The sequence below is a fragment of the Mesobacillus jeotgali genome (assembly GCF_900166585.1).
Lineage (GTDB): Bacteria > Bacillota > Bacilli > Bacillales > Cytobacillaceae > Mesobacillus > Mesobacillus jeotgali_A.
Map to the genome: position 1 here is coordinate 1,500,292 of NZ_FVZC01000009.1, position 13,263 is coordinate 1,513,554.

Below are 13,263 nucleotides of genomic sequence, written 5' to 3' on the forward strand. Positions count from 1 at the left end.
AAAGGAGCGGTCAGCTCCGCCCCTTAAATATTTCTCCTTAAATACTGATATCCCTTTTTTGGAAGAAGAAAAAGGTTAGAAACATGAATATTGCGTAATATACAGCAAGTATCGAAAGTGAAATAGGCAATGTTATATTATCAAGGATCCTGTCTTGAAGAGCATAGACTGTCAAATCCAAATGAGGGAAAATCAAAAATTTGGCCCAAGTATATTTGTCAGCAAGCATCAAGATAATGCCTCCGAGGGTAGAAGAAAAGAAAAGAACAAATATGCCGATGCCCACCGCAAGAGCTTGACTTTTAAACAGCGTGGAAAGCATGAATGCGATAGTCATGACGATGAGAAGACTAGGGATAAAATAAAGCATCTTCAGCAGAAATTGTTCTCCAACCATAGCTACTTTTCTTCCTTCAAGCGTGATTTCAAAAATCTTCGTATTGAAATCTCCGCTGCCGAATAGAACCAATCCGATTATATAACCTGAAACAATCAGCGTTACGATCATTAATAATGCATAGATGATGACGGCTATGTACTTTGACAGCAGGATTTTCCATCTCTGATGAGGGCGGATTAATAACTGCTTAATCGTTCCATCAGAAAATTCAGCAGCAACATTCGCACTTCCTACAACAACCACAAATAAAGTGACAAGAGAGCTGACACCGACAACAACATCATTCATGAAGTGCCAGTTAGTTTTGGCATTTGGATTGATATTTTCGTCCAGCATTTCCTTTGTTTGATCAATTTGATTTTGCATCAGTACTTTTTCATCTTCCGAAGCAGATGCCATTTGGTTTTCAAGCATCTTTATTTCTTCCTCTGTATCCTGTCGCCAATTTGGATTAGGGTCAGCACTAAACTTACTATAGATAATTCCAGCAATCAAAACAGCCAGGATAATAATAACCATGTAAATCCAGCTTGCCATTTTCCCGAAAACCTTCATTAATTCATTTTGGATTAACGCAATCATATCATTTGCTCCTTTTTATCTTTATTTGTGATCTCAAGGAAGCGATCTTCCAATGTGGCTTTCACATTTAATATTTCGTAAACATCAACATTATTTTCAACAAAGAGCTTATTTATCAAAGGTATTTGCTCTCTCCTCAAGGAAATAGTCAGTCGTGCGTCCTTTTTTGAAGTCACTTGTATATCTGGCAATTTCTCTGCCAATAGTTTGGCCGCCATAATTGGGTCTGATATTTCCACTTCAACTGTCCTTGCCTTCTTTGTCTCCAATATTTCGGTTTCATGCATGGAGGAAATATGTATCAGCTTCCCATATTCGATGATGGCAAATCGGTCACACATTAGCTGCATCTCAGATAATAAATGAGAGGAGACTAATACGGAAGTTCCCTGGTTAGCAAGCAGGCGCAAATAATCGCGAAATTCCCTGATTCCTTGAGGATCTAATCCATTTGTCGGTTCATCTAATATAAGGATGGAAGGCTTATGCAAAATCGCTTGAGCCACTCCAAGCCGCTGTCGCATACCCAAAGAATATGTACGAACTTTATCATGGATCGCCTTCTCTAAACCTACTAGCTCTGTAACTTCATTTATTCGCTCTTTTGTTACCTCGCTTTGTGCCATGCGGGCATAATGTCTCAGGTTCTTATATCCACTCAGGTACTTGTAAAACTCTGGATTTTCTACGATAGCACCCAATTCATTCATCGCTTCCGTAAATGACTGATCCAGGTCGTTCCCGTTTACCATTACTGTACCTCCAGAACGGTTAATCAGACTGACAATCATTCGGATTATGGTTGTCTTCCCGGCTCCATTGGGACCTAGAAGTCCAAATATCTCTCCTTTTTCCACTTTAAAGCTTACATCATCAACGATTGTTTTTTTTCCAATCGTTTTAGTCAGTGACTTTACCTCTAACGCAAAATGAGACATAAAATCTCCTCTTTCCCTTAAAAATATACTTTGTTAAAATTCAAAATTGATTATGAAATCAATAGTGTCTATATATCAAAGCGAGATATTAAAAAAATCACGTATGCGATTCTATAGATTAATACGATGAAAATTGTAAAAAGTTCCAAAAAAGCAAGAAAAGATTTCTATACCCACCGATAGACCTGTATATTGCCAACGGTTAATACAAACGATATAAATGATATTCCGGTGAATATCCAGCGTTTCAAAAATCCAATCATGAGGTGATTGTATGAGTTATAAAGATCATTTGGATCCACACTCACAACTATTCCACCACACTTGGACTAGGCGGAAGCATACCAATTCGCAAGTCAATGGTGAAACCCAGGTAACAAAAAACACTATACTTGCGAGAAGTAATGCGAAAGCGCACCGTTTTTGAATTTTTGAAACAAAAAAAGGAAAAGACGCTCTATGCGTCTTTTCCAGCTATATTTTTCTTTTCTATAATAGAAAATCAAATTAGCAAAAGGCTTGAAAATTTAGAGAAAGATAAAATATATAACTCCAGCTAGGATGATTCGATAAATCGCAAACGGCATTAACTTAATTTTGTCAATGAGTTTTAGGAAGAATCGAATGAACAATAATGCAAATACAAATGCACTAATGAATCCCACCGCGAAAAAAGGCAAGGCATCCATGGTAAAATACTGCCAATTTTTCAATAAAGAAATCGCACTGGCACCAAGCATGATTGGTACCGCCATAATGAAAGTGAAATCAGAAGCTGCACGGTGGCCTAAACCGAGCAGTACGCCACCAGCAATAGTCGATCCAGACCTCGAAAAGCCCGGCCATAAGCCCATACATTGGAATAATCCGACACCAAGAGCCTGCTTATAGCTAATCTGATCAACGTCTTCAGTCTTAAGGACTCTTGGATGCAAACGGTCAGCAATAATCATCAGGATAGCCCCTAATACAAGCCCGATCACGACGGTCTCCACAGAAAACAAATGCTCGTCAATATAGTCCTCGAATAAAACGCCAATCACCCCTGCAGGAATCAAGCCTACAATTACTTTTGAAAGACTTAGCCTTCCGTTAGAGTCAGTGATTGAAACTCCTTTTTGTAAACCTAATAAGTTAAGAAATCTGTCTTTGAAAACTATGACCACTGCGAGTATAGAACCTAATTGAATGACAACTTTAAAGGTGTTCGCAACCGGTTCTGTAAATAATTCTTTCGAGTGCAGCAGCAAGTCATCAACAATAATCATATGCCCTGTAGACGAAACAGGCGCAAATTCAGTTAATCCTTCTACTAATCCCAGTATGAATGCTACAAATAATTCCCAAATATTCATTTAATGTCTTGCTCCTTTAAAAATATATTTTCAGAAGCTATTGCCCAGAATCGATATTAATAGCGGCAAAAGCCGAATGCACTCTTTCAGTTTTAACTTTTTTTATATATTTAGTCAAATAAAAAAAGCAGCCTCAAGAGCTGCAATTTTTGTTTTCTTTGAATACAAATAATTTTTGTCCAAAAAAATTAGTAATAGTGTAGATGATAGACCCCAAAAAGATCGCAATATTGTCCAAGTCCATAAAGCGCAAATAAATATCGGCGCTATTTAGCATTTTTGTTAAGCTGTGACTGAGCGAGAAAGAAACAAAGTAGCTGGCCAAAACAATAAAAATAAATTTAGATGCACCAACCATTATGGGGACTTGGCTTCGGAAGGTAAACCTTCTATTTAAAAGGAAACTGACAGAAGCACCTACTGTGTTACCTGTGAAGGTAGCCTGCCAATATGACCATTCAAGCCCGTTTTTTAACAGTAGCATCAAGCCCATCCCGATAAAAGTATTAAGTACGCCAACTAAAAGGAACCTTAAGAACGGAAGGCAGTTCGTAAAACGGATTCCAATCCACTTATTCAGCGGGTTAGTTGTTCTCAGATAGCTTCCGTGTTTCAACGATTGACTCATACTCCGCCCCTTCCCTATTCACCAATCTTCTTGGTACCGGCAGGTTAAACAAGTCAACATCTATAATAAATTTTGGCCTGCGCTTGGTTTCTTTATAAATTTTTCCAATATATTCACCAACCAGCCCAAGTGCTATCAGTTGCAGTCCGCCTATTAGCCAGATGGATGTAATCAAGGATGTCCACCCAAGTTCTGTATCTCCGAAATACTTTAAAGCTAAAAAATAAATTCCAAAAATCAGGCTTACAATGAAAGAAAGGCATCCTACAAGCATAACAATCCTGATTGGGGTAACTGAAAATGATGTTATTCCATCAAAGGCGAATGCCAGCATTTTTTTCAAGGGATATTTTGTTTCGCCCGCAAGCCTTTCCTTTCTTTCATAATATACATTTGCAGAATTGAACCCAATTAATGGTACAATCCCACGTAAAAACATATTGCTCTCAGCGAAATGCTCCAATTCTTCGACCGCACGCCTGCCCATCAGTCGGAAGTCGGCATGGTTAAAGACTAATTTGACTCCAAGCTTGTCCATTAACTTATAAAAACCTTCGGCGGTGAACCGCTTGAAGAATGTATCCGATTCTCTGCTGCTCCTTACTCCATAAACAACTTCGTAGCCTTCAATGTATTTTTTCACCATTTCATTTATTGCATCGACATCATCCTGAAGGTCCGCATCGATGGTCACCATACAATCTGAAGACATTTTTGCAGAAAATAGACCCGCGAGCAAGGCATTTTGATGTCCGACATTTCGTGATAGCTTTAACCCTTTTATCATCTCGTTTTTAAGGCTCGCTTTATAAATCATATGCCAGGTACTGTCTTTGCTCCCGTCATCAACAAAGAGTATTTTACTTTTATCTGAAACCATTTTTCCTATTATCATCTGTTCAAGCTTTGCCTTCAGCTGTTCAATCGTTTCTCCCAAAACTTCTTGCTCGTTGTAGCAGGGAACAATAATCGTTAAAATTGGAATATTCATGAATTGGCCTCCTTGGTGTTATAAAACTTCATAGAGGTAAATTTTCCAGGCACTGGACTCAGAGTTGAAAATCTTATCAAGTTTCAAATTATTTTCCATTGCATTATCGATCGGGACAGAAGAAAAGATATATTCTCCACCCAATTGTTTTAGTTGCGCAGTATTGATATCCAGATTCCTTATCCTTTTTTTAGAGTTTTTCTTGAACATATAATGCTTGCCCAATTCATCGGTAAAAAGGTAACAACGCCCTCCCCATTGATCAAAATAAATTCGGATCTGTTTATTTTTATCTAGCTCGTTTTCAATTATTTTCCGGAACTGATATTTGTAACTTAAAGGATAAAAATTATTATAGGTATCCAAAGTGTAAAAACCATTATACTGGGCGATGGCGGGATGGAGCCCAATATGCGCAATCCGATAGCTGCTTTGAGGTTTACCGATATGGTCTCTTATTTTTTCAAATTGTTCCCCTGCAAAAAATTCCCTTACACTCGGCTTTTTGCTATAGACTATTTCTTCATTGGTTAACAATAATAAGGTGATTTGTGCTGCAATTAACAAAGGAACAGCTCTTCTCATTCGCTTGTTTTCCCAGAGGATTCCCAGACCAGCGGCAAAGAGGATATAAAGGATCAACGGTCGCAAAAAATGAAATCTGGCAAAATTAAAGGTATCCATGAAATGGAACCTTTCGGTTAAAGGAAGCCACCCTTTATAAAACCAAAATGCGTACCATGCTGATAAGACAATATTTAACAGGAATAAAACTGTAAAAACGCCCTCTTGTTTCCACTTCCTATGCTTCCATATTAAAATCATGGCTGTCATAATGACCGGCAGGATGATAAACGTATGAACAGTCATGACATGGGTGTGACCATAGATAAAGTTTTTTAAGGTCAGCTTTACAGAATGAAGGAACGTCAAACGTGCGTGAAAATATTCATCCCTGCTATTAGGAACTCCATCAAACAGGAAAGAGTAGACAAGTCTATAATCTGTAATCAGGAAGACTGCTGTCATATAGACGATAGCGAGCAAAAAGCGCCAGTTGAAATCTTTGCATCGGATAACATCCCTTAGCCAAAGAATTCCCATTGCGCATAGAAAAAAGAAAAATCCTAAAACAATACTAGAGTAAAATGGCAAGAGCGTAAGAGTAAGATAGGAAGTCCACTTTCCTTTGCCCTGTCTGATATGCAGAAAAGCCCACAAAGCCAAAGGCATTCCCAAAGTACTCAGCATTCCTGACGGCCAAAACGGGGTTAAGGCAAATGCCAATCCGGTTCCTATTCGAATCAGGTATTTATCTGGCGCGGTAATAAAATGGTCCTTTAATAGCAAATACATTCCCAGGAATGCAAAAAACCTGGTGATAGCCTGGCTTATTCCATAGGCTGTCATTACTGGGAACCAAACATAAAGCCAAACAATCAGGCTGAATTCCGTCCCAAGAGCATTTCTGGGAAGTCCGTTAATGACTTGAGGAATATCAGATTTTACTGATCCGGAAATTTGACCACTCTCAGCAAGAATCTTATACCAAGCTAAATTAGAATCCAGATTGTCATGGACCCGGATATGGGCTTCTTCTCCCAATATAAAGTACGGCGATACAAAGAGTGAAATCACGATTAGCGATAGTATGATGAATTTACTCTCTTTATCCTGCATATAAGACAAATCACATTACACCTCAAATTTTATATTCGCTTTAATAAGATTTGCACAACCAAAGAAAATATTCCCTTAATTGTTAAAGTGCATATAATATGCTTTATTCAACTCTTTTCGAAGGTGACTTACAATTTTATTCAGGAGAAAATTTGATAGAGCGACAACTTATACGGAAAGAACTTTTTTCACAGGTATTTTCAACTAATCTTCAATTTTTATGTAATAAAGAGTTATCTCAGAAATGAAAAAAGCTGTACCAGTGGTGAACACCAGTACAGCTTCTTTAACCCTCTTTTGTTAATTTCCCCTCTGCTTCCAATATAAAAAGATTTTTCTTGGATTGCAGGAAAACGATTGATGTCAAGACTACTGCCAGTAATAGACCGATAGCTGAGAATGCAATGGCTACTGTTTGCAGTTTTATTATTTCAGCCAAATACCCCAGAAGTAATGTTAACAAGATTTGAAGCATTGCCTGAAAAAATGCAAAAGCACTGCTGAATCTGCCCATCAAGTCTAACGGTACATTGTTTTGGAAAAAAGTTGTGTAGCCGGTAAACGAAAAGGGCGAGAAAAAACCGATGATAATGAAGCCAACAACAGCGACAGGAATACTCTCCGATGTAGCCAAATAAAACATTAAGTATCCGCCTACAGATAAAAAAGAGCCTAGTCCAAGCAGTGTTCTGGTTGATAGCCGATTTGCCAGTGCTGATACCGCAAAGGAACCGGCCACGTATCCAGCACCCGTAAGGCTCACCAGTAAGCCGTAATTTTTTTCTGATAAGCCGATGACCTGCTGTATAAAGGTTACTTCCTGTGAATCAAGTGTAAAGGATATCAGGGTAATGAATTGAAAAATTAAGAATACCACCATAAATCCTGCAGCAGTTTTCCCAAAATCGATCACTGCCTTCCAATCCTCAGTTATCATTTTCAAAGTAATCGGGGCTCTATAGGATTCGTTCTTAAGTTCACCATCAACGTCTGGCAGAAAGTAGATAGCAACTGCACAGAAAAAGAAGGTTACAGAGTTAATATAAATGCTGGTATTAATACTTCCGTACATGATAAGCAAACCTGATACGCTTGGTCCGACAAGCATTGCTCCTGATGCTGCGAATGAAAAGATGGAATTGAACTTTTTTCTCTTTTCGGGTGGTACAAGCTTCGCTATGTAAGTTTCAGATGTGGGGCCAAAAAAGGCTCCAGCTATATTTGTCAATAACATGATGAGGTAAATTGGAACAAGTGATGTGAAAAAAGGAATGATTGCAATTAATATACCACGAAGAATATCAATCAAAATCATCAATCTTCTTTTATTTACGCGATCGATGACGCTCCCGGCCCAGGTATTGGTCAACAAGATTGCCAGCGGCCTGATGATGAACAATCCGGCAATGGCTGCTGCAGAGCCAGTGATCTTTAATACCAATATGTTTATTGCCACAAAATAAATCCAGTTGCCAATGTTGGAAATCCCTATTCCCAGAATCAATAAGATGGGATTTTTCCATCCCTTCAAGCAAACCCCTCCTGATATAGACAAAAGTTGTCGGAATATACCTAACTAATTCTCTTTCATCCTATCGGGAACTTCCAAAAGTTTCAAGTACCTATCTAAATTTAATTACAAAAAATACCAAATTAATTCAAGAGTCACAATTTGTTCATAAAAAATTTCCCAATAAAAAATCAATGGAATATGCTCTATACCCGCATTTTAAGCTCTCTTAAACTAAGGATTTGGTAGTTACATATATTTACCACCTTCTCCACGACAATTTACCCATTTATAACATTGGTATATTACTTATAATGGTATATAGATTCGATAAGGAGCTGAAAGCATGAATTCAAATCCGAAATTTGTTTCTAAAGTCCTTCCGCTTTTTGCGGCGTTTATGGTTATTGTTACAATTGCAGCGACTTTTGTCGTGCAAAATAAAGAGGAACAAGTATCCGTACCATTTACTTCCCTTGTCAATTCAGTTGAAAGCCTTAACGGGGATAAAGCTACACTAGTAGAACAAATGGATGGAACCCTCATACTTAAAACCGAAGATACAACATTTGTTTCCCAAGTTCCCCCCGGCAGTGATATGGTAGATAAATTAGTAGAAAAACATAATATTAGTTATGAATATATGAATAATAGTAAATATGGTGCCTGGATTCTTGGCGGGATCCTGCTGCTTTTGATGGGGGCTGCATTTGTAGTTCAAAAGAAAACCGGTGGAATAGGTGCCGGTAATCGCATGAAAAATAGCCTTTCAAAGCCTAATCCTTTGCCATCTATTACTCTGGAGGACGTTGGCGGTTTACAGGAAGAAATGAAAGAGGAAATCAGCCAAACACTATCCATTTTAAAAAATCCAGAAAAATCAGCCAAGATGGGGATTAAGCCTCCTAATGGTATTCTTTTATACGGCCCTCCAGGTACAGGCAAAACCTTGCTTGCTCAAGCGATTGCCCGTGAACTGAATGCAAACTTTTTCTCTGCCAGCGGATCGGCGTTCAATGAAATGTTCATCGGAGTAGGTGCTTCTCGAGTGCGAGGCTTGTTCCAAAGTGCACGAAAGCAGGGTCCTGCGGTCATTTTCATCGATGAAGTCGATGCGTTGGCAGGTAAGCGGAAGCCTCATGGCGGTGAAGAAGGGGAAAAAACACTCACTGAGCTTCTTGTCCAGCTTGACGGCGGACATTCAAACGATGGCATCCTATTCATTGCTGCAACAAACAGGAAAGATATGCTTGATGATGCATTCCTTCGACCTGGTCGGATTGATTTCTCATTCAACGTGCCTCTTCCGGATACTAAAGGCAGAAGAGAAATCATTGATATCCATATTAAAGGAAAGAACCTTGCCGATGATGTGATCTCATCAATTGATGACCTGGCAGAAAGTACTTCAGGTTTCTCTGGAGCTGAGCTGCAATCATTGTTTGAAACGGCCAGCAGACGTGCATTAAGGAATGACCAGGATTTCATATCAAAAAACGACATTGATTACGCTTTGGACCGCACGATCCTGGGCAGCACCTCCAGGGCACTGCAGGATGCCGACACAAAGCGAAGGGTCGCCATCCATGAAGCTGGCCACGCGCTAGTTTCTGCAGTCACTAAGCCTGGATCTGTCAGGAAAGCAACAATTATCCCGCGCGGTCAGGCACTTGGTTACGTAGCTCCCATTCCAAAAGAGCTTCAATTATCGACACATAGTGATTTGATTGACCGTATTGCCATGATTCTGGCTGGTGGAGTAGCAGAAAGAATGTTCCTCGGCGAGCATAGTATCGGGGTAAGCGGGGATGTCCAGCAGGCTAAACAAATCATTGAACAAATGGTTGATACTGGTCTGTTGCAGGAAGGCTTTACACTAACCTTCAGCAAAGGACTAAGAGAAACGAAAATGCAGGAACTCTTTGATGATGCTCTTGAAAAATCCGAAATGATTATCAGGGCACATCAAAACCAGTTTGGACATCTAGTAGATGCATTATTAAAGAAAGAAACACTAGAAGGTTCCGAAGTAGATGAAATCGTCCAGGATAAAACCCGTTTCCGTGAAGATCAATATGCAATGATTTAACCCAAAAAGGATTTCCGAGAGTCGGAAATCCTTTTTTTCTGGACAATTGTTAGCGCAAGGTTGTTCTGTTTACAAAAGCGGACTTTTTTTATTTTAATTTATGTTTCTCCCTTAACTCAGCAGGTGCCATTTTAATAATCTGCTGGAATATAATTAATAGTACTCCAACATCATCCACAATCCCAATAAGTGTCAGGAAGTCCGGAATAATGTCAAAAGGAAGCAAAAAATAACCTATAATCAAGCCAGCCGAGATGATCTTTTGCTTCAGCGGAACTAAACCTGTTGTAAAAAATTCTATTAGAAATGGAACAAATCTCTTCACTTTAAAAATCAACCTGATTCTCTTAAAAAATTTCTTCATTTTTACCACACCTTCCTGCAAGAAACTCTTATATTCTTTCTTTCACTATTTAAGAGATATGAAACACTATTCCTGCATAACTATATACGATTAACCCTTAAATTGGTTTCATTTTCATAAAAAAGAGGCAGCCATGAATAATTTGGCTGCCAAATATGGTTTACTTATTTTGCTGATCACAATAATGGTGAATCGCTTTCTTAAAGAAAGCTGCCAGTCCTTGCTGATATTTATCGATATTCTTTGTGAAACGTGGGTCTTCCACGTAAAGATTCCCCAGCCCTCTAAAGACTTCAATGGTACAGTCATAATAATGATCTGTGATTAATTGCCGCCAATCCGCTACTGCTTGCTGTACGGCCTGATCTCCTGGACCATCCTGCATACCGTTGATTAATCTTTGGTAAATCTCTTCTGTTTTACCCTGAATATTTCCCCAGTCTTCTGATGTATAGTCAGCAATCTTTTTTTCTGTCTTTTCTACTGCTTCTTTTCCGTACCTTGCCTTTGCTTCCTCACTGTATCTCTTCTGATGTTCCAGTATTTCCTTCATATCGAAACCCTTGAACATATCCTTCTCCTCCATTTGATATCCTCCTTCAATCGATTTAATCGTCTTTTCCACTGTCCTGATGATTTCATCTAAACGCTTCTTTTTCTTAAGTAGCAATTCCTTATGTTTCTTTAACGATTCCTTCCTATTAAAATCTGGTCGGTCCAAAATATCCTTTATCTCTTGCAGTGAAAAATCCATTTCTCTAAAAAACAATATTTGCTGCATGCGCTCCAGGTCTCTGTCCGAATATAACCGATACCCAGCATTTGTCACATCTTCTGGCTTAAGCAAACCGATCTTGTCATAATGATGCATGGTTTTTACACTCACTCCGGTGAGATTTGCTACTTCCTTTACTCTGAACATGGCCTTATCACCTCCGCATTTAAATTTAAACTATTACCTAAGGTAAGGGTCAAGAGTGTTTTCAATATTACTAAAGTTTACATAACAATTTTATAATTAACATTATTTTCTGGAGTCTTTTGATTCCTAAGAAAATCATCCCTTGGACAGACTTATTGCTCTGCTCTGATTCTACTAATAGTATCTTTATTAAAACAGTTTCTGCCATTCCTATTGATATGTCTATTAAAATCAGTTTCTTGTAACCGTTTTGAAATGTCTATGAATGTTAATGAGAGCTTGGATTTTGAATTGGGACAAGTAAAAATATTTATGGACGGCTATTAAAATACATCCATAAATTTGGTTTTCAAGTATAATATAGAAAAAATCAAGGAGGTTTTTTAATGGTTCATATCTTTAAGGAATCTGTCGCAGGCTATAGAGGTCAGCCAATTCAGTTTCAACTTTTGAGTCATGGTGAGCAAGGATCGTCTATTGCCGTGATGCTGCCGGGGAAAGGATATACAGTACAAGGCCCGCTATTTCACTATTCTACAGGGATCTTTTTGAATAAAGGGTTTGACGTACTTCACGTTAACTATAATTACACTGTCCCTCAGGCAGGTTCAAATAGTATAGAGGAAGAAATAATGCAGATATCTTCTGATGTCAATTCAGTCTTTGATTACTTGGCCAACAATCATTCTTACGATAATTTTACATTAATCGGCAAATCTCTGGGTACCATAGCCTTGTCAGCTATTGCTGATCGACTTGAGCTTTCGAAGGCTAAAATTGTTTGGTTAACACCATTATTACAATTGGATGCTGTTTATGAAAAGATGCTGACCGCCAGCCAAAGAGGATTATGCATCATTGGAGACAGAGATCCATATTTTATTTCTGAAAGATTTGATAGAGTGGCAATTAGTGAAAATATGCAAACTCTGCTCATTCCGAATTCAAATCATAGTCTTGATAATCCAGATCACCCAATAGAATCAATTGATATTCTTAAAAAGATTATAAATGAGATATCTAACCTTTAAGAGAAAGGGGTGTATGCATGGCAAAACTTAATGACTACATAGAAAAAATTGCAAAGCTCCCTTTAAAAGAAAGGTATTCACGAGAGGATCTTTTAACCAAAGATTTCTTATTGGCTAATTCAGGTTCCCTGGATGTCTATTATTGCACACATAACGAATACATAAATCCGAATGCTAAAATTTTTATCGTAGGAATTACCCCTGGTTTTCAACAAATGAGCAAATCTATCACTGTCGCCCGTCACTTGATTGAAGAACATCATCCTGTTTCTGAAATTCTTTATCAATGCAAGCGAGAAGCAAGATTTTCAGGGATCCTCCGAAAGAATATCATTGAAATGCTTGATGAACTCGATTTGCATAAATATCTTTCGTTGAATTCTAGTTCAGAACTATTTGCTGAGAAAGATTATTTGCTCCATACTACTTCATTAATTTCATTTGCGGTATTTGTGAATGGGAGGAATTATACTGGACACAGTCCGAAGATCTTAAAAAGCAAACTCCTTTTGAGTTTTTTAAAAGAGTACTTTGATCCTCAGGCTGCCATGCTTCAGGATGCACTCGTAATCCCGCTGGGAAAGAGTGTCGAGGAAATCATGCGAGCATATATAAATGAAGGGCTCCTGGACGAGAATAACATTCTCTTCGGTTTTCCGCATCCTTCTGGTGCAAATGGACACCGCAAGCAGCAATTTATCACAAACAAAGAGAAGATGAGAGATACCATGATCAGATTCTTTAAAATCGTTCAGGGATGAGAAAAGTGCTAA

At 38.4% G+C, this 13,263-nt stretch carries 13 protein-coding genes; 4 read left to right on the forward strand and 9 right to left on the reverse strand.

Translation table 11 applies throughout. The features are described from left to right. Nucleotides 1-37: 37 nt before the first annotated feature. A complete protein-coding gene (locus B5X77_RS17575) occupies nt 38-982 on the reverse strand; it encodes an ABC transporter permease (protein ID WP_079509234.1) in 945 nt (314 codons plus the stop codon). Continuing rightward, the gene (locus B5X77_RS17580; protein WP_079509235.1) at nt 979-1,920 is read right to left on the reverse strand and encodes an ABC transporter ATP-binding protein; all 942 of its coding nucleotides are present in this window, start codon (nt 1,918-1,920) and stop codon (nt 979-981) included. Before B5X77_RS17580 ends, B5X77_RS17575 begins: the two co-directional genes overlap by 4 nt. Nucleotides 1,921-2,194: 274 nt before the next feature. On the opposite strand from B5X77_RS17580, the gene B5X77_RS17585 reads away from it, so the two are divergent. Next, nucleotides 2,195-2,347 carry a YpzG family protein gene (locus B5X77_RS17585; protein WP_079509236.1) on the forward strand — a complete coding sequence of 51 codons (153 nt, stop codon included), beginning with the start codon at nt 2,195-2,197 and terminating at the stop codon, nt 2,345-2,347. Between the two features lie 100 nt (nt 2,348-2,447). Here the strand turns inward: B5X77_RS17585 and B5X77_RS17590 are convergent, their stop codons facing one another. From B5X77_RS17590 to B5X77_RS17610, 5 genes are all read right to left on the reverse strand, one after another. Beyond that, nucleotides 2,448-3,275, reverse strand: coding sequence for an undecaprenyl-diphosphate phosphatase (locus B5X77_RS17590; RefSeq protein ID WP_079509237.1), 828 nt, complete (start codon nt 3,273-3,275; stop codon nt 2,448-2,450). A gap of 133 nt (nt 3,276-3,408) precedes the next feature. After that, nucleotides 3,409-3,903 (reverse strand): GtrA family protein, encoded by a 495-nt coding sequence (locus B5X77_RS17595; RefSeq protein WP_079509238.1) that lies wholly within the window; start codon nt 3,901-3,903, stop codon nt 3,409-3,411. Next, complete coding sequence (locus B5X77_RS17600; RefSeq protein WP_079509239.1) at nt 3,860-4,894, reverse strand: glycosyltransferase family 2 protein; 1,035 nt, start codon at nt 4,892-4,894, stop codon at nt 3,860-3,862. Before B5X77_RS17600 ends, B5X77_RS17595 begins: the two co-directional genes overlap by 44 nt. Nucleotides 4,895-4,912: 18 nt before the next feature. Beyond that, the gene (locus B5X77_RS17605) at nt 4,913-6,574 is read right to left on the reverse strand and encodes a DUF6044 family protein (RefSeq protein ID WP_079510286.1); all 1,662 of its coding nucleotides are present in this window, start codon (nt 6,572-6,574) and stop codon (nt 4,913-4,915) included. Nucleotides 6,575-6,860: 286 nt separating this feature from the next. Continuing rightward, nucleotides 6,861-8,105 (reverse strand): MFS transporter, encoded by a 1,245-nt coding sequence (locus B5X77_RS17610; RefSeq protein ID WP_079509240.1) that lies wholly within the window; start codon nt 8,103-8,105, stop codon nt 6,861-6,863. Between the two features lie 325 nt (nt 8,106-8,430). Here B5X77_RS17610 and B5X77_RS17615 point away from each other — a divergent pair, with 325 nt between their 5' ends. Continuing rightward, nucleotides 8,431-10,173 carry an AAA family ATPase gene (locus tag B5X77_RS17615; protein ID WP_079509241.1) on the forward strand — a complete coding sequence of 581 codons (1,743 nt, stop codon included), beginning with the start codon at nt 8,431-8,433 and terminating at the stop codon, nt 10,171-10,173. Nucleotides 10,174-10,261: 88 nt separating this feature from the next. Here B5X77_RS17615 and B5X77_RS17620 read toward each other — a convergent pair whose 3' ends face one another. Both B5X77_RS17620 and B5X77_RS17625 read right to left on the reverse strand, forming a co-directional pair. Further along, a complete protein-coding gene (locus B5X77_RS17620; RefSeq protein ID WP_079509242.1) occupies nt 10,262-10,537 on the reverse strand; it encodes a YkvA family protein in 276 nt (91 codons plus the stop codon). A 160-nt stretch (nt 10,538-10,697) separates the two neighbouring features. Beyond that, nucleotides 10,698-11,459 carry a MerR family transcriptional regulator gene (locus B5X77_RS17625; RefSeq protein WP_079509243.1) on the reverse strand — a complete coding sequence of 254 codons (762 nt, stop codon included), beginning with the start codon at nt 11,457-11,459 and terminating at the stop codon, nt 10,698-10,700. 386 nt (nt 11,460-11,845) lie between these two features. Here B5X77_RS17625 and B5X77_RS17630 point away from each other — a divergent pair, with 386 nt between their 5' ends. Together B5X77_RS17630 and B5X77_RS17635 are read left to right on the forward strand one after the other, a co-directional pair. After that, nucleotides 11,846-12,490, forward strand: coding sequence for an alpha/beta family hydrolase (locus B5X77_RS17630; protein WP_079509244.1), 645 nt, complete (start codon nt 11,846-11,848; stop codon nt 12,488-12,490). Between the two features lie 17 nt (nt 12,491-12,507). Then, nucleotides 12,508-13,251 carry a uracil-DNA glycosylase family protein gene (locus B5X77_RS17635; protein ID WP_079509245.1) on the forward strand — a complete coding sequence of 248 codons (744 nt, stop codon included), beginning with the start codon at nt 12,508-12,510 and terminating at the stop codon, nt 13,249-13,251. Nucleotides 13,252-13,263: the final 12 nt, after the last annotated feature.